Origin of the sequence: Pseudomonas sp. NPDC087358, assembly GCF_044900785.1 — a bacterium.
Taxonomy (GTDB): Bacteria; Pseudomonadota; Gammaproteobacteria; order Pseudomonadales; family Pseudomonadaceae; genus Aquipseudomonas.
Genome location: NZ_JBJDOA010000001.1, coordinates 20,331 through 41,085, shown reverse-complemented (window position 1 = coordinate 41,085; position 20,755 = coordinate 20,331). Strand labels below are relative to the sequence as shown.

The following is a 20,755-nucleotide window of genomic DNA, read 5'->3' as shown; positions in this document are numbered from 1 at the left end:
CGCGACAGTCAGCTCGCAGTCGGTTGATTGTTTTTATTATCGGGCGCGCGCTGTTGCCGCATGCCCTGTCCCGCAAAGAACTGCTGCTTACTGGGCGGCACCGGCGTAAGGCACGTCCTTGTGGCCATAGCGGCGCACACGGATGTTGGCCTGTTCGCCATGCCCGGCGAAGCCTTCCAGCGCACACAGGCGCGAGCAGTATTCGCCGATCATCGACGAGGCTTCGTCGGTGGTGACCTTCTGGTAGGTGCAGGTCTTGATGAACTTGCCGACCCACAAACCGCCGGTGTAACGCGCCGCTTTTTTGGTCGGCAGGGTGTGATTAGTGCCAATCACCTTGTCGCCGAACGAGACGTTGGTCCGCGGACCCAGGAACAGCGCGCCGAAATTGCGCATGTTGTCGAGGAAGAAGTCCGGGTCACGGGTCATCACCTGCACGTGTTCGAACGCCAGTTCGTTGGCGATCTCGAGCATTTCCTGCTCGTCCTCGGCAACGATGACCTCGCCGAAGCTTTCCCAGGCGCGACGGGCGATATCGGCGGTCGGCAGGATCTGCAGCAGGCGCTCGATCTCGGCCAGGGTGTCGCGGGCCAGCTTCTCGGAAGTGGTCAGCAGGATCGCCGGTGAATCCGGGCCGTGCTCGGCCTGACCCAGCAGGTCGGTGGCGCACAGTTCACCGTCGACGCTGTCATCGGCGATCACCAGGGTTTCGGTGGGGCCGGCGAACAGGTCGATGCCCACGCGGCCGAACAACTGGCGCTTGGCTTCAGCGACGAAGGCGTTGCCCGGACCGACCAGCATGTCCACCTGAGCGATGGACTTGGTGCCCAGGGCCATGGCGCCGATCGCCTGAATGCCGCCCAGGCAGTAGATCTCGTTGGCACCGGCCATGTGCTGCGCGGCGACGATGGCCGGGGCCGGCTTGCCATGGAACGGCGGGGCGCAGGTGATGATGCGCGGTACACCGGCGACCTTGGCGGTGATCACCGACATGTGCGCCGATGCCAGCAGCGGGTATTTGCCGCCGGGCACGTAGCAACCTGCGGCGTTCACCGGAATGTGTTTGTGGCCAAGAATCACCCCTGGCAGGGTCTCGACTTCCACGTCGACCATGGAGTTGCGCTGATGCTGGGCGAAGTTGCGCACCTGGGTCTGGGCGAACTCGATGTCCTTGAGGTCGCGGTCGCTGAGCTGATTCATGCACGCCTGGATTTCAGCATCGCTGAGGCGGTAGTCATCGCGGTCCATTTTGTCGAAACGGATGGCCAGCTCACGAACCGCGGTATCGCCGCGCGCCTCGATGTCGGCCAACAGGTTTTCGACGGTGTCACGTACTTCACGGGCAGCGCTTTTGATGACTTCTGCTTCGGCGCCTTGTTTGAGCCACTTAGCCACGGTGTTCTCCTGCGAGGTTGTTCTTATTGGGTTGTGGAGGTTTGCATACGTATGCAATGGCGCCGATGTTAATCCATGATTTGCCGATTGCAAAGCCCCACCAGGGCGCCAGAGACGAATTACATGCGGCGGATGTCGCTTAAGCGATTGGCAGGTATGATCATTTTCTTTTTCAAGGCACGGCGATATGTCAGAGATCACGGAGCGAGGGCGGCGTCCGGTGACGGCCCATGATGTGGCCAGGCTGGCGGGGGTTTCCCAGTCGGCGGTGTCGCGCACGTTCACCAAGGGCGCCAGCGTCTCCCCCGATACCCGGCGCAAGGTCGAGGAGGCGGCGGCCAGTCTCGGCTACCGGCCCAATCTGCTGGCCCGCTCGTTGATCACCCGTCGCTCCAGTCTGATCGGCGTGGCCATTCCGGGCATGGCCAACCCGTTCTATGCGCGGGTGCTGGAGTCGCTGTCGGCGGCCTTCGAGCAATTGGGCTATCGCATCCTGCTGTTCTCCATGGCCAACAACGAAGATTCCGATCCGGTGCTCGAAGAAATCCTGCGCTACCAGATCGACGGTCTGGTGCTGGTCTCTGCCAGCCTGTCATCGCGCTTCGCCGAAGAATGCCGGACCATTGGCCTGCCGGTGGTGCTGTTCAACCGCACCAATGACAGCACCTCGGTTTCCAGCGTGACCAGCGACAACCTCACCGGTAGCCGCACCATTGCGCGCTTTTTGCTGGCCGGCGGTCATCAGCGCCTGGCGTTCGTCGCCGGTAAACAGAGCTCATCCACCAACCGCGACCGCGAGGCAGGCTTCACCGGCTATCTGCAAGAGCAGGGCCGGCCGCTGCCGCTGCGCGAGGTCGGCGATTACACCTTTGATGGGGCGATCGCGGCGACCCGTCGCTTGCTCGACCTGGATCTGCCCCCGGACGCAATCTTCTGCGCCAACGATCTGATGGCGCTGGCGGCGATCAACGCTTGTCATGAGCGCGGCATGCAACCGGGCAGGGACGTCTCGATCGTCGGCTTCGACGACTTGCCGCAAGGGCAGTGGCCGATCTTCGGCCTGACCACCTTCGAGCAACCGCTGGCCGAGATGATCGGCCGCGCGGTGAACATCATCTGCGCGCAACTGGCAGACCCCGGGATCTCGGCGATTCAGGAAGTGTTGCCAGGCAAGATGATCGTGCGCCGGACCGCAAGGGAGCCGGCCAGCGGTGTTGTCGAAGTCAACGGCGAGCGGTTGTGGCGACCGAGCTGACCTGGCTTCAGGTCAGCCTGATGGCGCGCGTCAGCTCGCTGAACAGCGCCGACACCGAGCGCAATGCCCGGCAATCAGGCCGGGTCAGCAGCCACAAGGCCGTGTCGTAGCCCTGCAGCGGTTCGCTCAGGTGCTGCAACTCACCCTCCTGCAGCATGAAATCCGGCAAAGCCGCCACGCCCATCCCGGCCCGCACCAGTTGTGCCACCGCCAGCATCGAGCTGCAGCGATACGCAAGGTTGACCCCGGGCCACTGTTGCCGGCGCCAGATGACGGTGGGGTGGTCGGGCAAGAAATCGTCCGGCGCGATCCACTCCATGCTTTCAAGCGGCAGATGCTGGCGACGGTGCAGATAACTCTCGCTGGCGCATAGCCGATAGGACACCGTACCCAAGCGCGTGCCTACCAGATGCTCAGGCGGGCTGTTGGTCAGGCGCAGGGCGATGTCGGCGTCGCGACGGCTGAGGTTGGCGAAAGCGCTGGAGGTGTTGAGTTCCAGCTTCAGCCCCGGATAGTCAGGCATGAAGCGCGTCAGCGCGGGCAGCAAGAGATTCTGTAGCACCGCCTCGGTGCAGGTCAGGCGCACCGTGCCGCTGACAATCTGTTGGCCCTGTTCCAGACTGATCTGCGCCAGCGCCAGGGCCTGTTCGGCGCTCTCGGCCTGCTGCGCAAGGGCCAGGGCGGCGCTGGTTGGCTGATAGCCGCTACGACTCTTGTCAAACAGCGCGGTGCCGACCGAAGCTTCCAGCCGTCGCACCGCGCGAAATACCGTGGAGACGTCGACCTTGAGCAGTTCAGCCGCACGCGGCAGGCTTTTGCCGCGTACCAGCGCGATGATCAGTGCGAGGTCGGAATGATTGATTCGGTATTGCATGGCTGCATTGATCTCTTGCGATAACGCCAATTCTGATTGCGCGACGACAAGTTTATAGTCGGCACCGGACCTATCGCAAAGCGTTTTGATATCAGGGAGCAGGCATGAAGCACACACAGGCAATCCGCGTGGCATTGGTCGGCGATTATGACCCGGACGTGCCGGCGCATCAGGCGATACCCGTGGCAGTCGATCGGGTGGCCAGTGAGACCGGGATCAACGTTGAGTTGCAGTGGCTGGCCACCACGAAGGTCGGCAACGGGGCGTGCTTGCAAGCCTTCGATGGCATCTGGTGTGTCCCGGCCAGCCCTTATCGGGATATGGATGGCGCGCTGACAGCGATCCGCTTTGCCCGTGAGCGCGGCGTCGCTTTCCTGGGGACGTGCGGCGGCTATCAGCACGCGGTGCTGGAGTACGCACGAAATCACTTGGGCTGGGCGGATGCCGAACATGGCGAAACCGCACCGGATGCGCCGCGGGCGATCATCACCGCGCTGAGTTGCTCGTTGGTGGAAGCCTTCGCGCCGATTCGTCTACTGCCCGGATCGCGTATTGCCCAGGCTTACGGGGCGCTGGAGACCCAGGAGCGTTATCGTTGCCGGTATGGGTTGCGCAAGGAATTGCAGGCCCAGATATTCGCCGGGCCGCTGAAGGCGTGTGGCTACGATCAGGACGATGAAGTCCGGGCCATGGAGCTGAGCGGCCATCGGTTCTTCGTCGCCACGCTGTTCCAGCCCGAACGCGCCGCGCTGGAGGGCCGCACACCGCCCTTGGTCAAGGCTTTCATTGAGGCCTGTGCGCAGCAAGCGGAGTCTTCACGATGATGGCCGCTACTTTCGCTGTCCCGTACTACGCCGTGGTGTTCACCTCGACGCGCACCGCGCAGGACGCAGACGGTTACCAGAAGGCTGCAAAGCGCATGCTCGAACTGGTGGCCGAGCAACCGGGCTTTCTCGGTGTGGAGTCTGCCCGGGGAGACGACGGCCTGGGCATCACGGTGTCGTACTGGGCCAGTGAAGCGGCGATCCTGGCCTGGAAAGAACATCCCGAGCACCGGACGATACGCCAGCGCGGCCGCTCGACCTGGTACCGCCACTGCACGACGCGGGTCAGCAGGGTCGAGCGTGACTACCGTTATTGCGCCTGAGGTGTTGGCGCGCTGAGGGGCTTGCTGTGGCGCGGCGTCGGCGCGGTATCGACGCTGCGCACCAGCAGCCACACCAGCAAGGAGGCGAGCAGGGCAACGCCTGCGCCTACCAACAGAATCGCCTGAAAGCCGCTGGCAAAACTGTGCAGTGCCAGAGCCTGGACATCGACGCCGCTGGCCAGCCCTTGCCCGCCGCCGGACAGGTCGCCCGCCGCAATTCTGCGGGTCAGCGCCAGCGGGTCTATCGTGGAGTCGGCCGGTAAACCAGCGCCGAGGGTGGCCGCAACCCGATAAAACAGAATCGCCCCCAGCGCCGCGAACCCCACCACAATGCCGCTGAAGCGCACCGTCCCAGAGATGCCCGAGGCCATGCCGGCACGCTCTGGCGGGATCACCGACATGCTGACCTTGGCGGTTTCGCCGTTGAGGATGCCCGCGCCAATGCCCGCGATCAGCAGGCCGGCAACCATCGAGTTGTAGTCCAGGCGCAACGCATGTGCGCTCAGCCACAGCAGGCCCAGGCCAATGGTCGCAAGGCCGAAGGTCAGTAAGGCGCGGCCGCTGAAGCGATGGGTCAGGTAGCTGGCGACGATGCGCGGCACGATGAACAGCGGCACGGCAATGGGCAGCATCAGCAGTCCGGCTTTTTGCGGGCTCAGGCCAAGGCCGCTCTGAAAGTAGATCGGCAAATAGGTGAACATCGTCAGCAAGGCGGCGGCATACGCCAGGCCCGCGATGTTGGCGCCGATGTAAGTCGCACGGCGGAAGAAACTCAGGTCCAGCATCGGTCGTTGTTGCCTGGATTCGACCAGCAGAAACAGGCCCAACAGCACAGCCGAGCAGGCGAACTCCGTGAGGATGCGCGGGCTGCTCCAGCCTTCGTGGTTGCCGGTGATCAGCGCCAGAGTGACCAGGAACAGGCTGCTGGAGAAGGTCAGCGAACCCGGTACGTCGACCTTGCGCGCATGGGGATCGCTCGATTCCTGCACCGCATACAGCGTCAGCGCGATCATCGCGGCGCCAATGGGCACGTTGATGTAGAACACCCATTGCCAGCCGAAATGCTCAGTGATGAACCCGCCCACCACCGGGCCCAGCGAGGTGGCGATGCCGATCACCGATCCCCAGAAGGCAAACGCCCGCGCCCGATGCGCGCCACGGAACGTGTGGGACAAAGTCGCCAGCGCCGAACTCAACAGAATCGCAGCGCCCACCCCTTGCAGCGCCCGGGCGCTGTTGAGCAGTCCGACGCTGCCCGCCGCGCCGCACATCAGCGAGGCGGCAGTGAACAGCGCCAGACCGATGACCAGCATGCGTTTGCGCCCGTAGCGGTCAGCCAGCGCTCCGGCCGGCATGACGCAAGATGCGAAGGTCAGCGTGTAGGCGCTGATCACCCATTCGATATCGGCAAAATCGGCATGCAGCGAATGCGCGATCGAAGACAGCGAGACCGCGACGATATTGGAGTCCAGATTGATCATGAACGAGGGAATCGACACGCACAGCAGGATCAGGAATCGCTGCAGGCCGTCGGCTGGGGATGCGTGTTCGGTGGTCATGTCCGGGTCTCGAAGAGGTGCGCGAAATAAATTAGAGGTATATGCTCCTATTTCAATTTGCGGGGATATGCCAGCATTGGTCAAGACTTATTTGATCAATGGACCGCTGGCCTCGGGTTTGAACCGAGCGCAGCGTCCTCGCAGGAGGGGATATGAGCGACACACAAACAGCCAGGGTGACGATACCGCAGGGCCTGCACATCCCGCCGCAGGTGGTCTGTCATGCCACTCATCTGCGCAAGGCCACGCGGCGTATCACCCTGCTCTACGACGCGTTGCTGGCGCCCGCCGGGCTGCGTTCCACGCAACGTTCGATCCTGATGCAGATTGCCCGCAGCCAGGTGTCCAGCATGTCAGAGCTGGCGGCGACGCTGCTGATCGACCGTTCGGCGCTGGCGCAAAATCTCAAGCCGCTTGAGCGCGAAGGCTGGGTATCGGTGCGGGTCGATCCGGCCGACAAACGCAGCCGTCTGGTGAGCCTGACGCAGGCCGGCATGGACAAATTGCTGGAGACGCAACCGCTGTGGCAGCAGGCCCAGGCCAGTTTCGAGGACAGCTATGGCAGTGAGCGCTGCCTTGAGTTACGCAAGGCGCTGATCGACGTGGCGGCGGGGGAGTATGAGGGCATTGATGGCGTCTGATCCGCGAGCCCAGGTTGAACACCGGTAGCAGTCCGGCTTGCGGCGGTAGCGATCTGCAACATGTCGGCGCCGGCAAACCGGACTGCTACAGGGCATAGGCGACCGGGGGAGGAGCGTCTGATACCCGTGAGTCGTGCATCAGTCGGCGCCAGCCGCGCCCTTCGCCGCCACTTGCCGGGCGGCCACCCGTCGACCGCTCTGCAATACGAACACGCCGCCGAGAATCGCTGCGATCGCCAGCACATCCAGGGCGTGCACCGGCTCGCCGGCGACGAAAATGCCGATCAGCAGCGCGATCACCGGCGGGATATAGGTCGCCGAAGCCGCGACCACCGCGCCCAGTCGCTCGACGATGAAGTAGTACAGGATGTACGCCACGCCGGTGCCCGACAGACCCAGTCCCAGAGACACACCGAGCATGGCTTTCGGGCTTTGGGTGATGTGTTGCATGCCAGTGCGGTCGGTGACTGCCAGCAGGATCAACAGCGCCAGGCCGATCTGGTAGGTGCACAGCGCCACCGCCGAGATGTTCAGGCCGGTCAGGAAACGCCTGGCATAGACGAACGAGCAGCCGATGCTGAGCGAGCCGAGCATCATGTACATCACCCCTTGCGCAGAAATCGCCGCATCGCCAGTGGCCCACGGGCGGGCGATGAGCAACACACCGACAAAGCCCAGCACCACGCCGGCGGTCATCCGCGCGTTGAGTTTCTCTTCACGCAGGAACAAAAACGCGCAACCGAAGGTAAACAGCGGAATGACCCCGCTCAGCAGCCCGGCCACGCTGGACAGCAACAAGGTGGTGCCCTGGGCGTAGAGGTAGTAGTAGACCGCGGTGGCGAGCAGTGCCATGACCAGAAAATGGTGGATGTGGCGAACGTGGCGCCAGCTCAGCGCCCGGGTTGCCAGCGCGTACACCAGGATCGGCAGGAAGCCGAAGAATGAGCGCAGCAGGACAATCTGCGCCGGGGAAATCCACTCCACCGCCCACTTCATGAACATGAAGTTGGTGCCCCAGATCAGCCCCAGCAGGGCGAAGGCAAAGTAGGCGATGTTTTTCATGGAGGTCGGTCTGCCGCGTCACGAGGGGAGGCGATTGTGCGCGGCAGCGCGGTTGGTTACAAACGTTCGTGCTCCTGCGCAGCCGCACATCAGGGGTGGCGATGGCTTTGCCGGCGGCGACGGATCAGCTCCGTGACCACCAGCGAGCCCTGTTGCTACACAGGCCCGGACCTTGTTATGGCAAGACCGGCGGGATGTACGCCAGCGTCGTACCCAAGGCCCACAGCAGGAACAACACCAGCGGCGTGTGCACCAGCAACTGCACGAACGAGAAGCCGATCAAATCACGCGCCTTGAGCCCCAGCACGCCGAGCAGCGGCAGCATGTAGAACGGGTTGATCAGGTTCGGCAAGGCTTCGGCGGCGTTGTAGATCTGTACCGCCCAGCCCAGGTGATATTTCAGGTCGTTGGCGACCTGCATCACGTACGGCGCCTCGATGATCCATTTGCCGCCACCGGACGGAATGAAAAAGCCGAGAATCGCCGAGTACACGCCCATCAGCAGGGCATAGGTGTCGTGGGAGGCAATGCTGGTGAAGAAGGTCGAGATGTGATGCGCCACGGTCTGTGCATCACCGCCCTTGACCGTGGTCAGCAAGGCTGCGATCGATCCGTACAGCGGGAACTGGATCAGCACACCGGTGGTGGTTGGCACCGCCCGGGCAACCGCATCCAGGAAGCTGCGTGGACGCCAGTGCAGCAGTGCGCCGACCATGATGAACAGGAAGTTGTAAGTGTTCAGGCCGGAAATCGCGGTGATCGCAGGCTTGGTGCTGAACTCGTTGTACAACCAGCCGGACGCCAGCACGACCATCAGGATGATCAGCAGCGGGCTGTATTCCAGCCACTCGCCCGGGCGGGTGCGCGGTGGCAACGGCGGCAGGCTGAACGCCGGATCGACGCCACATTCCTTGGCGTCACGGGCATTGGCCGGGCCGGGTGCGGTGGCGTAGGCGACGATGATCGAGATCACCACCAACGCCAGGAGCATGACCCCCGACTGCCAGAGGAAGATGGTCTGGGTGAAGGGGATCATGCCGGTGATCGCCAGGATCGACGGTGGCAGGCTGGCCGGGTTGGCTTGCAGTTGTGCAGCCGACGACGACAGCCCCAGTGCCCATACGGCGCCCAGACCCAGGTAGGCGGCGGCGCCGGCTGCGCGGTAGTCCATTTTCAGATCGGTACGACGCGCCAGGGCACGTACCAGCAAGCCGCCGAACACCAGCGACAGGCCCCAGTTGAGCAGCGAGGCAACCATGGAAATCAGCGCTACCCAGGCGACCGCCGAGCGACCGTTTTTGGGGATGCGTGCCAGGCGGTCGATCAGCTTGACCGCAGGTGGCGAGCTGGCGACGACATAGCCGCCGATGACCACGAAGGCCATTTGCATGGTGAAGGGGATCAGGCTCCAGAAACCATCGCCGAAGGCTTTGGCGGTGTCGGCCGGTTTTGCGCCGATGGCCAGCGTGGCCAGCGTGACGATGACCACGGCCAGGGCAGCGAACACCCACGAGTCGGGGAACCAGCGTTCTGCCCATTTGGCGCAGCGCAGGGCAAATCGGGCGGAGCGGCTTTCTTCGATTTCGGCGGCCACGTTGTTTCTACCTCTTGGAGTTATTGTTCAGGTGCTATTTGAATAGCTGTTTTTAGTGTTGGCAGTGATGCAAAAAACTACGGCGCTAGATACAGCAAAGCCCCTCCATCGCTGAAGGGGCAGGCTGGCATAACGAAATGACGCTGATGTGGCGAATACCCTGTAGGAGTGAGCTTGCTCGCGATACGACTTTTCTGGCACTGCGTAGGTGACTGATTTACCGTGAATCGCGAGCAAGCTCACTCCTACAGAGGTAGATGTCGTTTGCTCTGAGCAAGCCGGCTCCTACAAGGGTCTGCTGTTGTTCAGAACGTCATCTCAACCACATCATCCGGCACGATCAGCTTGCCAGCGGTCTTGGCGATGATTTCCTCGACGCTGACCCCTGGAGCGGTCTCACGCAGGATGAACGCACCGTTTTCGATCTCAAGGTAGGCAAGGTCGGTCAGCACTTTCTTGATGCAACCGGCGCCGGTCAGCGGCAGGCTGCAGCGCGACAGCAGCTTGGACTCGCCGTCCTTGGAAGCGTGGGTCATGGTGACGATGATGTTCTCGGCACCGGCCACCAGGTCCATCGCGCCGCCCATGCCCTTGACCAGCTTGCCCGGAATCATCCACGAGGCGATGTTGCCCTCGACGTCGACTTCGAACGCGCCCAGCACCGTGAGGTCGACATGCCCGCCACGGATCATCGCGAACGATTCGGCCGAAGAGAAGATCGACGCACCTTTGCGCGCGGTCACGGTTTGCTTGCCGGCGTTGATCATGTCAGCGTCGATGGTCGCTTCGGTCGGGAACTCACCCATGCCGAGCAGGCCGTTTTCCGATTGCAGCATGACGTCGATGTCATCAGGGACGTAGTTGGCGACCAGGGTCGGAATGCCGATGCCCAGGTTCACGTAAAAGCCGTCTTGCAGTTCGCGCGCAACGCGCTGTGCCATTTGTTCGCGGGAGAGTGCCATGATCTTGGGTCTCTTTTATTGTCCGGTGGCCGATCTTGTTGCAGTCCGGCTTGCTGGCGGTGGTGTTGCGGGGAACCTCACCGCCGGCGAGCCGGACTGTTACAACGGAGTTTCGATGGAGGATTGACCGAGCGTCAGGCTTTCTTGACCGTACGCTGCTCGATGCGCTTCTCGAAAGTGCCGAGGATCACGCGGTCCACATAAATGCCGGGCGTGTGGATTTCGGTCGGCAGCAGCACGCCCGGCTCGACGATCTCCTCGACTTCGACCACGGTGATTCTGCCGGCGGTGGCGACTACCGGGTTGAAGTTCTGCGCGGTATGGCGATAGACCACGTTGCCGAAATGGTCGGCTTTCCAGCCCTTGACGATCGCGAAGTCGCCGGTGATGGCTTCTTCAAGAATCACGTTGCGGCCGTTGAATTGGCGGGTTTCCTTGCCTTCGGCGACGGGGGTGCCGTATCCGGTGGCCGTGTAGAAGGCGGGGATGCCGGCACCGCCGGCGCGCATTTTCTCGGCCAGGGTGCCTTGCGGGGTGAGTTCGACTTCAAGTTCGCCGCTGAGCAGCTGACGTTCGAACAGGGCGTTCTCGCCGACATAAGAGGCGATCATCTTGCGGATCTGCCGGTCTTCCAACAGCACGCCCAGGCCGAAACCATCGACGCCGCAGTTGTTGGAAACGACGGTCAGGCCCTTGACGCCCAGACGCTTGATCTCGGCAATCAGGTTTTCCGGAATACCGCACAGACCGAAACCACCGGACAGTACCGTCATGTTGTCAGTCAGCCCGGCTAGGGCTTGTTCGTATGTTGCAACTCGCTTGTCGAGTCCGGCCATGGTGATATCCCGCCTTCGTTGTAGTTGTGTCCGACAATTATTCGTCGGGGAGCGTTGCTCGCATCTTCTCTCGCACCCAGTGATTTGTTAATTTTGTTTTTCTCATAGATTGATAAGTAATCCAAATATATGAACGTGAAGCAGCTTCGCGCGTTTCTCGCCGTTGCCCAGTGCCTGAGCTTTGCCCAGGCGGGGGAGCGCCTGCACCTGTCGCAGCCAGCCCTGAGCCTGACCATCAAGGCGCTGGAGGAGGACCTGGGCGGGCAGTTGCTGATGCGCACCACCCGCACCGTCAGCCTCACGCCGGAGGGCGAGGCCCTGTTGCCCTTGGCCCGGCAACTGCTGGCCGACTGGGACAATGCCGAGGAACTGCTGCGCCAGCGATTCACCCTGCAGATGGGCAAGGTCTCCATCGCGGCCATGCCATCCTTCGCCGGCAATCTGTTGCCGGTCGCGCTGAAGGTGTTTCGCCAGCGTTATCCGCGGGTCAACGTGGCGGTGCACGATGTGATCAACGAACAGGTGCTGGAGATGGTAGATCATCGGCGCGTGGAGCTGGGTATCGGTTTTGAGCCCCAGGCCAGTCACAACCTGACCTTCACCCCGTTCTACATGGACCGTTTCGTCGCCGTGGTGCCCATGGATTCGCCGTTGGCCGAGCGCGGCGAGGTGAGCTGGGATGAGTTGCTGCATCACGACTTCATCACCCTGCAACGGCCTTCGGCGGTGCGCTTGCTGCTGGAGCAGGACCTGCAGACTCAACACGGCAAGCTGTCGGTCGCGTTCGAAAGCCATCAGCTGTCGACCGTCGGGCGCATGGTCGCCAACGGTTTGGGGGTCAGCGCGGTGCCGTCCCTGTGTATCCGGCAAATGGAGGAGCTGGGCGCACGCTGTATCGCCCTGGAAGGCCCGCGCATCGAGCGGCGGATCGGCCTGATGACCCTGGCCGATCACAAACTGTCGGCGGCGGCGCAGGCATTGCGCGATGTGTTGATCGAATGTGCTCAGCAGAGCGCGTTGTGAGCGAGCGGCCTGATTCATTTAGATGAATGGATGAATGACAGGTCGTTTCGGCCACTTTCTGTGAAAAAACCGCTGCGACGTCTTGCCGCATCCGGTATCGTTCGGTCATCTGAAACAAATTGTTTCAGATCATCTTTCAATAAGAATCGAACGATAAGGGGTTGAGCTTTGGATTTGTCGTCTGCTGCGTGGGTGTTTCATGACACTCGCCTGATCATCTGCTGCCTGATCGCTATTGCCACGATTATCGTGCTGATCAGCGTCACCAGACTGCCGCCGTTTCTGTCGATTCTGGTGGGGACTTTCATTGCAGGGATCGGCGCGGGGTTGCCAGCGGAAGGCGTTGCCAAAGCGTTCAGCAAGGGCGCGGGCGGGATTCTCGGCGAGGCCGGGATCATCATCGCACTCGGTGCGATGCTGGGGGCCATGATGGCCGAGTCGGGGGCCGCGGATCGCATTGCCTCCACCTTGCTGGGGCTGGGCAAGGGCAAGCGGTTGCCCTGGGTCATGGCCCTGGTGGCGATGGTCATCGGCCTGCCGTTGTTCTTTGAAGTGGGCCTGGTGATGATGGTGCCGATCATCTTTGTCATGGCCCGCCAGTCCAACCAGCCGCTGTTGAAGATCGCGATCCCGGCACTGGCCGGCATGACCACGCTGCACGCCTTGATGCCGCCGCATCCGGGACCACTGATTGCGGTCAGCGCGCTGCACGCCGACCTCGGGCTGACCATGCTGCTGGGCTTTTGCATCGCCGTTCCGGCAGTGATTCTGGCCGGTCCCCTGTACGGCAATTGGCTGTCCAGGCGCCTGCACATCGAAGCGCCCGCCGAGCTGGGTGAGCTGTTCTCGGCCAAGGCCGACGTCGCGCGCCAGCCAGGCTTCGGCATTTCGCTGCTGATCATCCTGCTGCCGGTGATTCTGATGCTCGGCAGCACCTTGGCCAAGATCGCCCTGGAGCCGGAAAGCAACATCGCGTTGACCCTGAAGTTTCTCGGCGAACCCCTGGTTGCACTGGGCATTGCAGTACTGGCGGCAACCGTGTGCCTGGGCTGGGCCAATGGCATTTCCCGCGAGCACGTCGGCGCCACGTTGCGCAAAAGCCTGGCGCCGATTGCCGTGCTGTTGCTGACCATCGGCGCCGGTGGCGGCCTCAAGCAGACGCTGCTGGACGCCGGTGTCAGCCAGACCATCAGCAAGGTGGCCGAAGGCGCGCACATGCCGTATCTGCTGCTGGCCTGGCTGATTGCCGTGGCGCTGCGTCAGGCAACCGGTTCGGCGACCGTGGCGACCACCACTACGGCGGGCATCCTGGCGCCGATGATGGCCGGCCTTGCGCCGGTCGAGGCATCTCTGGTGGCGCTGGTCATCGGTGCCGGCTCGGTGTTCTTCTGCCACGTCAACGATGCAGGCTTCTGGATGGTCCGCGAATATTTCGGCCTGCAACTCAAGCAGACGATCTGGGTGTGGTCGGTGTTGCAGACCATTGTCTCGGTGGTGGGGCTGATCGGCACCTTGCTGTTGTGGCACTGGCTGACTTGATCCGGTAGCGCCGCTGGCATCTGTTCCCTGTGGGAGCGGGCTTGCCTCTGAGCCGCATCCGGGCGAGCAGCGACGCAGTCGTCGTGATGCATTAAACGCGGTGCATCACGCGGATCCTGTGGCCGGATTTTACGACGGGTTCCCCGCCGCTCGCGGGGGCAAGCTCGCTCCTACAGGCGCTGGCAAGTGATTCAGATACTGCGAGACTGCGACGGATCCGATACCGACTATCAAGACGACTGATTTCTGCTGGCAAGGGCCGGGGCGTAGCCTTGACTCATCCCAGAAACGAGCCAGATTGGAGGCTCTCATGAACCGTCTTGTTGCCCTTGCCATGTTGCTTTCAGTCGCCGTCGTCTCCGGTTGCGCCGCTGGCAATCATCCCGAATTGCGCCCTTACACCGCTGAAGAAACCCACCAGTTGGCCCTCGAAGACCTCAACCGTCGTGGCCTGTCCTATGACGAATACCAGGTGCGCAGAAACCAGCTGATGGCCCAGCCGCAGCTGCAACAGGCGCACGAATTCGACAACCGCGGTGAGTTCAACGCCGAGGTCAGCGTGCCGTCGAAAGCGCGTCAGATCTAAGGTCGATCAGTTCAACCGGGTAATGCCGGCATTGCCGGTGCTGTGGTTGTATCCGTTGCTTGAGCATTGACTGGCGCTGACCCGCTGTTGGAGCAGCCGGCCTGCCGGCAGTAACGGGTTCAAGATCGCTACCGCCGGCAAGCTGGAAGGCTACGGCGCAAAGGTCTTGCTACAGCGCCAGTTTCAGATGCCCGCCCGCTTCCTTGTGCCGTGCGTTGGTGCGGTGTTGCAGCCCCAGCAGGAAATGATCCAGCCCGTCATGCAGGCGCTGGGTCAGCAATTCGTCCAGGTCACCCCCCAACTGGTTTTCGCCGTAGCTGATCTGGCTGTCGATAGCGAACACGCCGTGCAGCACTTCCTGGCATTTGAGCGCCGACAGCACCGGCTTGAGTGCGTAATCGACCGCCAGCATGTGGGCGATGCTGCCGCCAGTGGCCAGCGGCAGGACCACCTTGCCGTGCAGCGAACGCTCTGGCAGCAGGTCCAGCATGGTCTTCAACGCTCCGGAAAACGATGCTTTGTAAACAGGGGTACCGATCAGCAGGCCATCGGCCCTGGCCACGGCCTCGATAAAGGCCACCACCTGCGGGCTGTCGAAACGGGCGTACAACAGATCCTCGGCGTTGAAGTCCTGAATGCGCACGGCGTTGACGCTGACACCATGCTCGGCCAGCCATTGCGCCGCATGTTTCAACACCACGCCGGAGCGTGAGCGGGTCGAGGGGCTACCGGAAATTGAAACTACCAACATGCTGTGATTCCTTGGGGTCGACACCCGGGGTGCGAAGCGCACCTGCAGGTCGCGTTCGACGCGAAATTGAGTGGGTGGATAGACCCTGTGACAGCTTCAAAGCAGCATGCGTGCCAGCGTTGCCGATAAATGGACGGCCTAATGAATCTGGTGACGGGAGGGAGGTACGGGGTGCCTGGCGCGCTTGCAGAAACTGATTCGAATGCTTGCAAGTGTTGATCGGCTGTCTGTGGCGCAACACTTCGCTCAGGCCATTGGACTGTTGACGCGGGGGCCGTGTAGCAGTCCGGCTTGCCGGCGGTGACGTGCGCAAGATCGCCAGCCCCGGCAAGCCGGACTGCTAAAGAGGATGGTGTCCAGCTTTCAGACGATCACAACCCAAACCCCAGGCAAAAAAAATCCCCGCAGGCAGACGCCGCGAGGATTTTTCTGTTGCCTTTGACTTGCCGCTTGAAGCTTGCAGCTCAAGGCTGCGCTTAGTGCCTGAACATCGCACCTGTCTGGACGAGGTTGTTCGAACCCAGCAGCTGGCTGACGTAACGGCTCCAACGGGTGATGTTGGCAGGGCCGACGAATACCACGTCCTGTGCCGCCAGTTCGAAGCCCTTGGCCAGGGTGTAGGCGGTAGGCTTCTTGGCATTGAGGTGGTAAACGGTTGCCGAGTGCGTCGCATCCTGCGCGCGAATCACGTACACCGCCTCGCCATCAGCCGCTTCCGGGCTCAAGCCGCCCGAGGTGCCGAGGGCTTCGAGCAGGGTGACGCTGGTGGTGCTGAAGGAGATCACTTGCGGGTTCAAGACTTCACCCAGCACGTAGATCTTGTTCTTGGAGTTGCTGTTCAAATGCAGGTAGTCGCCGTCCTTGAGGTAGATCTTGCTCAATTGCGAGTCCTTGCGGTTGAGCGAGTCGACATCGATGACGTAGTCCTTGCCGTCACGACGCAGCGTCAACCCGGCGAGGTTGGCGTCGGTCAGGTCCAGACCGGCCTGGCTGATGGCCTGAACCAGGCTCAGCGGGATGTTGGTGATCGGTTGTGGCCCCGGCGCCTTGAACGCACCCGAGAGCAGGATGCGCTGGCTGTTGTAACGCAGCACTTTGACGTCGACCTTGACCTCGGTGTATTGCGGCAGCAAGCCCATGCGCAGTTGTTCACGAATCTGCGAGACGGTCTTGCCGGCGGCTTGAACACGGCCTACATAGGGGAAGAATACAGTCCCGTCGTTGAGCACTTCGCGGCTGTTGGCGTCGAGCTGTTCCTGAGAGCCAGGAGCGGTCAGCTCGGGGTGTTCGAACACGGTCACCAGCAAGGCGTCACCTGGGCCGACGATGTATTCCGGAGTCTTGTAGTTCATCAGCTCAGGTGGCAACGGCTTGGCCTGGGCAGCAGCGGTTTTCTGCTGCTGGGCCAGGGTGGTCGGGGTGATATTGACGAGTGTGACCTCGGGACCATCCGGGTCCTTGTCGGTGACATCGCTCAGAGACATGTATTGACCGGGGGCGAATGCGCAGCCTTGCAAAGCCAGACTGGAAAGCAGCACTACCGCTAACGTTACTTTCATATGAATGTTCCTTCTAATCCTAAAAGGTGCGTACTGGCACCGCAGTGATTTCGTTGCATCCCTTACCCACACCGAACTTCGGATTCATCCGCTCATACACCCATGCACCTCCCGCCGAGCTTAGTAGCCATCGGCCATATATGTTGTTATTGGCAGCCTGTTTTTTCTTCTAGAACGCGTTTTTGTTGACGAAGCCTTTGAACAGCGTCAGCAGGATGATTTTCAGGTCCAGCCAGACCGACCAGTGCTCGATGTACTGCAGGTCGAATTCCACGCGCTTCTGCATCTTGTCCAGCGTGTCGGTCTCGCCGCGCCAGCCATTGATCTGTGCCCACCCGGTGATGCCCGGCTTGACCTTGTGCCGCAACATGTAGCCGGACACCTGCTTGCGGTATTGCTCGTTGTGCGCCACGGCGTGGGGGCGAGGGCCGACGATCGACATCTCGCCGCGCAGCACGTTGAAAAACTGCGGCAGCTCGTCCAGCGAGGTGCGGCGCATGAACGCCCCCAGCGGGGTGACGCGGCTGTCATTGCGCGTGGCCTGGGTGACCACTTCGCCGTTCTCCTGCACGCTCATGCTGCGGAATTTCCAGACCATGATCGGCCGGCCGTCCAGCCCGTAACGGCGCTGGCGAAACAGGACCGGCCCGGGCGAGGTGAACTTGATCGCGATGGCGATCAGCATCAGCGGCAGGGCGATCATGGCCAGGATCAGGCTCGACAGCACGATGTCCTCGACGCGCTTGACCATGCTCCAGGCGCCGTCCATGGGCGAGTCGAAAATGCTGATGCTCGGCAGCCCGTTGATGCTTTCGCTGCGTGCGTGCAGCAGTTCGAACATGAACACATCCGGGATCACGTAGACCGAGGCGGTGGTGTCGCTCAGGCCTTTGATCAACGCCTGCAGACGCGCCTGCGCGCCCAGGGTCAAGGTGATGTAGACCTTGTCGATCTTGCCGTCGCGGGCATCGGCGACCAGTTGGTCAAGATCGCCGAGCACCGGAATCCGCCGGCCGATGCGCGCCAGATCCATCTGCTCGGGAACCTCGTCATAAAAACCCAACAGGTCCAGGCCCATCCACGGCGCGCTGTCGATGGACATCGCCAGCCGTTCGCCACACTGGCCGGTGCCGACGATCGCCACGCGGCGGGTGTTGAAACCACGGCTGCGCAGGGTGTGAAGCAGGCTGCGAATCGCCAGTCGATAGCCACACAGGGCAACCAGCACCCCGGCAAACCAGGTCATCTGGCCGTTGTCCGGCAGGTCGGCATGGTTGAGCAACAGGTAGTCGGCCGACAGCAGGACGACAAACGTCAGCCCCCAGTAATTGGCGACTTTTATCAGCTCGCGAATGATCCGCTCGCCACGCCAGGAACCGTACAGCTGGTGGTATTCGCCCAGCCAGTGAAACACCAGCACCGCCAGCAGGATCTGGCTCCAGGCTTCTGCGGTCATCGGCGCATCGGTCAGGAAATTCTGGCAATAGCCGCCCAGCACGATAACGGCCAGGTCCAGTAATCGGTGGGCAACCGATAACGACGATTGATGAGCATGCAAGATGCCGCGAAGAGGTGTGCTCATGTTCTGTGCTCGCTCAGACGGATTTGATCGGAACAACGCGGGCGGATAAATCGCTGGGGACCATTGTCGATGCGACCAGGCTCGGCGGCACCTGTGGCGCCCGGTAGTGCAAGGGTTGACGGGCGTGGCGCGAGGCGCTCAGGCGCAGTTCGACGAACTGGCGCATTTCCTGCTCGAAGCGCGCCTGGCTGAAACGCTCGGCGTTGGCGCGACAGGCTTGAGGAGTAATGCGCGCACTGGCCGCCTCGAAGGTTGCGATCGCCTCGGTCAGTGACGCCATGCTTTGCTCCGGATAGAACACCCCGGTCGGTTGCGGGTGATCCAGTCCACACACGGTCTCCAGCACACCGCCCTTGCCGAAGGCGATCACTGGCGTGCCGCAGGCCTGCGCCTCCACCGGGCTGATGCCGAAATCCTCCTCGGCGGCGAACACGAACGCCTTGGCGTTGCGCATGTGCTCCTGCAACACCGCGAACGGTTGATAACCGAGCAGGGTGACATTCGGCGCAGTGGCGGCAATGGCCTTGGCCTTGTCCATTTCCGGACCGTCGCCAATCACTACCAGGCGCTTGTCCGGCATCGCGGCGAAGGCTTCGATGATCATCGGCATGCGCTTGTAGGGCACCATGCGTGACGCGGTGAAGTAGTAGTCCTGTTTGTGTTCTTGAAGTGTGAAACCCCGGGTATCCACCGGCGGGTAGATGACCGTCGATTCGCGCCGATACGACTTGGTGATGCGCGCGCCGATGAAGTGCGAGTTGGCGATGAAGTCATCGACGCCGGCCGCCGTGCGCTGGTCCCACATGCGCATGTAGTGCAGCACCATGCGCGCCAGTTTGCCCTTGAGGCCGCTGCTCATATTGGCTTCTTTGAGATACTGGTGCTGCAGGTCCCAGGCATAGCGAATCGGCGAGTGCACGTAGCTGATGTGCAACTGGTCAGGCCCGCACAGCACGCCTTTGGCCACGGCATGGCTGCTGCTGATGATCAGGTCGTAGCCGGACAGGTCCAGTTGCTCGATGGCCATGGGCATCAGCGGCAGGTAACGCTGATAGCGGGTCCTGGCTTTGGGCAGGCGCTGAATGAACGTGGTGGTGGCCACCTTGCCGCCCAGTTGCGCGCGGTCGTGGTCACTGAGGAAGTCGATGACGGAGAACAGATCCGCCTCCGGCCAGATATTGATCAGCGATGCCAGCACCTTTTCGGCGCCGGCGAATGTCACCAGCCAGTCGTGGACGATTGCTATTTTCATTGGAATTCTCTGCTGTAACGGCTCAAGGAAGATCCGGCAGGTCGAGCAAAGCTCGCGAGGATTTCCTCAAAGCGGCTGTATTTACGCAGGGGCTACTTCAAACGCTTACCGATTGCGTTTTCGCCCTGCGATTGTTGAGGCGTTTTCCAAGCTGAATAAAGGGTGCCTCGATGTAGCGGAAACACAGGTGGGCGGCGCCCAGCGTCAGGGCCGTGGCCAGCACCGCGATGATCAGCGGCGAGGCGCCGGTGCGGCTCAGCACAAACTCGCTGAGCATCAACATCGACGGGTGCAGCAGGTACAGCGAGTAACTCACCGCGCCCAGCCACACCAGGAGCGGGTGATCCAGGCGCACGCTACGGGTCAGCAACAGGAAGCTGCCGATGGCCAGGGCGTAGGTGAAGCAGTAACGGCTCCACGCCTCGGCGGTGCCCATGTCCGTGTTGTAGGCCATGATCAATGTCGGCGGCAGCAGCACGGCGAAGGCGATCAGCAGGGTCTTCAGATTGCGTGTCAACTGCGCGCTGTGCTCGGCCAGCAGCCATTGGCGCCAGATCGAGCCGAAGAACATCAGCGACAGCGCCAGCGGCAAGGCCACCGGCAGTTTGCGTTCGGTCAGCGCGCGGACCACACCCATGGCCAGCGCCATGAGCAGGAACAGCAGCGAGCAGCGGGCGCGAAAGGTCTGGTCGTAAAGCTTGCCGCCAATGAACAGCGCCAGGCACAGTCCGTAGAACACCAGCTCGATGAACAGCGTCCAGTACAGCCCGACCACATCGTCGAAGCCCAGCGCCGCCTGCACCATCGTCAGGTTGGCGACGATCTGTGCCACCGATGGCAGCGGCGCGCCGGTCAGCCCGAGCATCAGTACAAACACCAGCAGCGACAGCCAGTAGGCCGGATACAGGCGCATGAAGCGTGAGATCAGAAAGCGCCGTGCGCCGTCAGGGCCAGGCTTGAGGCTGTAGGGAATGACCACGCCGCTGATCATGAAAAACCACAGCACCCCCAGCTTGCCGGGGTCGATCAGGAACTCGAAGACCCAGGCATTGCCAATCAGCGGCCCATATAAGTGGGTGAATACCACCATCAGGGCGGCGATACCGCGCAGCGCGTCGAGATAGGCCAAACGTTTCAT

At 62.1% G+C, this 20,755-nt stretch carries 19 protein-coding genes; 7 read left to right on the top strand and 12 right to left on the bottom strand.

Annotated features, from left to right (window positions below):
- Window positions 1–87: 87 nt before the first annotated feature.
- Window positions 88–1,395, bottom strand: a complete 1,308-nt coding sequence (gene hisD, locus ACI2KS_RS00185) for a histidinol dehydrogenase (RefSeq protein WP_404616393.1) — start codon at window positions 1,393–1,395, stop codon at window positions 88–90.
- A 187-nt stretch (window positions 1,396–1,582) separates the two neighbouring features.
- Between hisD and ACI2KS_RS00180 the strand changes: the two genes are divergently transcribed.
- Window positions 1,583–2,650 (top strand): LacI family DNA-binding transcriptional regulator, encoded by a 1,068-nt coding sequence (locus ACI2KS_RS00180; RefSeq protein WP_404616392.1) that lies wholly within the window; start codon window positions 1,583–1,585, stop codon window positions 2,648–2,650.
- A 7-nt stretch (window positions 2,651–2,657) separates the two neighbouring features.
- On the opposite strand, the gene ACI2KS_RS00175 is transcribed toward ACI2KS_RS00180, so the two are convergent.
- Complete coding sequence (locus ACI2KS_RS00175; RefSeq protein WP_404616391.1) at window positions 2,658–3,524, bottom strand: LysR family transcriptional regulator; 867 nt, start codon at window positions 3,522–3,524, stop codon at window positions 2,658–2,660.
- Between the two features lie 104 nt (window positions 3,525–3,628).
- Between ACI2KS_RS00175 and ACI2KS_RS00170 the strand changes: the two genes are divergently transcribed.
- Both ACI2KS_RS00170 and ACI2KS_RS00165 read left to right on the top strand, forming a co-directional pair.
- Entirely contained in the window at window positions 3,629–4,348 is a 720-nt protein-coding gene (locus tag ACI2KS_RS00170) for a CTP synthase (RefSeq protein WP_404616390.1), read from the top strand.
- Window positions 4,345–4,671 (top strand): antibiotic biosynthesis monooxygenase family protein, encoded by a 327-nt coding sequence (locus tag ACI2KS_RS00165; RefSeq protein ID WP_404616389.1) that lies wholly within the window; start codon window positions 4,345–4,347, stop codon window positions 4,669–4,671. Before ACI2KS_RS00170 ends, ACI2KS_RS00165 begins: the two co-directional genes overlap by 4 nt.
- Here the strand turns inward: ACI2KS_RS00165 and ACI2KS_RS00160 are convergent.
- Window positions 4,659–6,230: an MFS transporter gene (locus ACI2KS_RS00160; RefSeq protein WP_404616388.1), complete on the bottom strand. Its 1,572-nt coding sequence runs from the start codon at window positions 6,228–6,230 to the stop codon at window positions 4,659–4,661. The two genes, ACI2KS_RS00165 and ACI2KS_RS00160, sit on opposite strands and share 13 nt — an antisense overlap.
- Window positions 6,231–6,382: 152 nt before the next feature.
- Between ACI2KS_RS00160 and ACI2KS_RS00155 the strand changes: the two genes are divergently transcribed.
- Window positions 6,383–6,871, top strand: a complete 489-nt coding sequence (locus ACI2KS_RS00155) for a MarR family winged helix-turn-helix transcriptional regulator (RefSeq protein WP_404616387.1) — start codon at window positions 6,383–6,385, stop codon at window positions 6,869–6,871.
- Window positions 6,872–7,009: 138 nt separating this feature from the next.
- Here ACI2KS_RS00155 and ACI2KS_RS00150 read toward each other — a convergent pair whose 3' ends face one another.
- From ACI2KS_RS00150 to ACI2KS_RS00135, 4 genes are all read right to left on the bottom strand, one after another.
- Window positions 7,010–7,933 carry a DMT family transporter gene (locus tag ACI2KS_RS00150; RefSeq protein WP_404616386.1) on the bottom strand — a complete coding sequence of 308 codons (924 nt, stop codon included), beginning with the start codon at window positions 7,931–7,933 and terminating at the stop codon, window positions 7,010–7,012.
- A 175-nt stretch (window positions 7,934–8,108) separates the two neighbouring features.
- Window positions 8,109–9,527, bottom strand: a complete 1,419-nt coding sequence (locus tag ACI2KS_RS00145; protein ID WP_404616385.1) for a short-chain fatty acid transporter — start codon at window positions 9,525–9,527, stop codon at window positions 8,109–8,111.
- 305 nt (window positions 9,528–9,832) lie between these two features.
- Window positions 9,833–10,489: a CoA transferase subunit B gene (locus ACI2KS_RS00140; RefSeq protein WP_404616384.1), complete on the bottom strand. Its 657-nt coding sequence runs from the start codon at window positions 10,487–10,489 to the stop codon at window positions 9,833–9,835.
- Window positions 10,490–10,623: 134 nt separating this feature from the next.
- A complete protein-coding gene (locus ACI2KS_RS00135; protein WP_404616383.1) occupies window positions 10,624–11,325 on the bottom strand; it encodes a CoA transferase subunit A in 702 nt (233 codons plus the stop codon).
- Between the two features lie 129 nt (window positions 11,326–11,454).
- Here ACI2KS_RS00135 and ACI2KS_RS00130 point away from each other — a divergent pair, with 129 nt between their 5' ends.
- The 3 genes from ACI2KS_RS00130 to ACI2KS_RS00120 all read left to right on the top strand — a co-directional run bounded on the left by ACI2KS_RS00130 (window position 11,455) and on the right by ACI2KS_RS00120 (window position 14,473).
- Window positions 11,455–12,348, top strand: coding sequence for a LysR family transcriptional regulator (locus ACI2KS_RS00130; protein WP_404616382.1), 894 nt, complete (start codon window positions 11,455–11,457; stop codon window positions 12,346–12,348).
- Between the two features lie 168 nt (window positions 12,349–12,516).
- Window positions 12,517–13,887: a gluconate:H+ symporter gene (locus ACI2KS_RS00125; protein ID WP_404616381.1), complete on the top strand. Its 1,371-nt coding sequence runs from the start codon at window positions 12,517–12,519 to the stop codon at window positions 13,885–13,887.
- Between the two features lie 310 nt (window positions 13,888–14,197).
- Window positions 14,198–14,473 carry a hypothetical protein gene (locus ACI2KS_RS00120; RefSeq protein ID WP_404616380.1) on the top strand — a complete coding sequence of 92 codons (276 nt, stop codon included), beginning with the start codon at window positions 14,198–14,200 and terminating at the stop codon, window positions 14,471–14,473.
- Window positions 14,474–14,642: 169 nt separating this feature from the next.
- Here the strand turns inward: ACI2KS_RS00120 and ssuE are convergent, their stop codons facing one another.
- The 5 genes from ssuE to ACI2KS_RS00095 all read right to left on the bottom strand — a co-directional run bounded on the left by ssuE (window position 14,643) and on the right by ACI2KS_RS00095 (window position 20,755).
- Entirely contained in the window at window positions 14,643–15,224 is a 582-nt protein-coding gene (gene ssuE / locus ACI2KS_RS00115; protein WP_404616379.1) for an NADPH-dependent FMN reductase, read from the bottom strand.
- Between the two features lie 476 nt (window positions 15,225–15,700).
- The gene (locus tag ACI2KS_RS00110; protein WP_404616378.1) at window positions 15,701–16,783 is read right to left on the bottom strand and encodes a polysaccharide biosynthesis/export family protein; all 1,083 of its coding nucleotides are present in this window, start codon (window positions 16,781–16,783) and stop codon (window positions 15,701–15,703) included.
- Between the two features lie 169 nt (window positions 16,784–16,952).
- Window positions 16,953–18,365 carry an undecaprenyl-phosphate glucose phosphotransferase gene (locus ACI2KS_RS00105; RefSeq protein ID WP_404616377.1) on the bottom strand — a complete coding sequence of 471 codons (1,413 nt, stop codon included), beginning with the start codon at window positions 18,363–18,365 and terminating at the stop codon, window positions 16,953–16,955.
- Between the two features lie 13 nt (window positions 18,366–18,378).
- Window positions 18,379–19,617, bottom strand: coding sequence for a glycosyltransferase family 4 protein (locus ACI2KS_RS00100; protein WP_404616376.1), 1,239 nt, complete (start codon window positions 19,615–19,617; stop codon window positions 18,379–18,381).
- Between the two features lie 97 nt (window positions 19,618–19,714).
- Entirely contained in the window at window positions 19,715–20,755 is a 1,041-nt protein-coding gene (locus ACI2KS_RS00095) for an acyltransferase family protein (RefSeq protein ID WP_404616375.1), read from the bottom strand.

What these genes read in the sequence shown, in the direction of transcription:
- ACI2KS_RS00180 (WP_404616392.1), top strand. Translation starts at nt 1,583, where the DNA reads ATGTCAGAGATCACGGAGCGAGGGCGGCGTCCGGTGACGGCCCATGAT.
- ACI2KS_RS00175 (WP_404616391.1), bottom strand. Translation starts at nt 3,524, where the DNA reads ATGCAATACCGAATCAATCATTCCGACCTCGCACTGATCATCGCGCTG.
- ACI2KS_RS00170 (WP_404616390.1), top strand. Translation starts at nt 3,629, where the DNA reads ATGAAGCACACACAGGCAATCCGCGTGGCATTGGTCGGCGATTATGAC.
- ACI2KS_RS00165 (WP_404616389.1), top strand. Translation starts at nt 4,345, where the DNA reads ATGATGGCCGCTACTTTCGCTGTCCCGTACTACGCCGTGGTGTTCACC.
- ACI2KS_RS00160 (WP_404616388.1), bottom strand. Translation starts at nt 6,230, where the DNA reads ATGACCACCGAACACGCATCCCCAGCCGACGGCCTGCAGCGATTCCTG.
- ACI2KS_RS00155 (WP_404616387.1), top strand. Translation starts at nt 6,383, where the DNA reads ATGAGCGACACACAAACAGCCAGGGTGACGATACCGCAGGGCCTGCAC.
- ACI2KS_RS00150 (WP_404616386.1), bottom strand. Translation starts at nt 7,933, where the DNA reads ATGAAAAACATCGCCTACTTTGCCTTCGCCCTGCTGGGGCTGATCTGG.
- ACI2KS_RS00140 (WP_404616384.1), bottom strand. Translation starts at nt 10,489, where the DNA reads ATGGCACTCTCCCGCGAACAAATGGCACAGCGCGTTGCGCGCGAACTG.
- ACI2KS_RS00135 (WP_404616383.1), bottom strand. Translation starts at nt 11,325, where the DNA reads ATGGCCGGACTCGACAAGCGAGTTGCAACATACGAACAAGCCCTAGCC.
- ACI2KS_RS00130 (WP_404616382.1), top strand. Translation starts at nt 11,455, where the DNA reads ATGAACGTGAAGCAGCTTCGCGCGTTTCTCGCCGTTGCCCAGTGCCTG.
- ACI2KS_RS00120 (WP_404616380.1), top strand. Translation starts at nt 14,198, where the DNA reads ATGAACCGTCTTGTTGCCCTTGCCATGTTGCTTTCAGTCGCCGTCGTC.
- ssuE (WP_404616379.1), bottom strand. Translation starts at nt 15,224, where the DNA reads ATGTTGGTAGTTTCAATTTCCGGTAGCCCCTCGACCCGCTCACGCTCC.
- ACI2KS_RS00110 (WP_404616378.1), bottom strand. Translation starts at nt 16,783, where the DNA reads ATGAAAGTAACGTTAGCGGTAGTGCTGCTTTCCAGTCTGGCTTTGCAA.
- ACI2KS_RS00105 (WP_404616377.1), bottom strand. Translation starts at nt 18,365, where the DNA reads ATGAGCACACCTCTTCGCGGCATCTTGCATGCTCATCAATCGTCGTTA.
- ACI2KS_RS00100 (WP_404616376.1), bottom strand. Translation starts at nt 19,617, where the DNA reads ATGAAAATAGCAATCGTCCACGACTGGCTGGTGACATTCGCCGGCGCC.
- ACI2KS_RS00095 (WP_404616375.1), bottom strand. Translation starts at nt 20,755, where the DNA reads ATGAAACGTTTGGCCTATCTCGACGCGCTGCGCGGTATCGCCGCCCTG.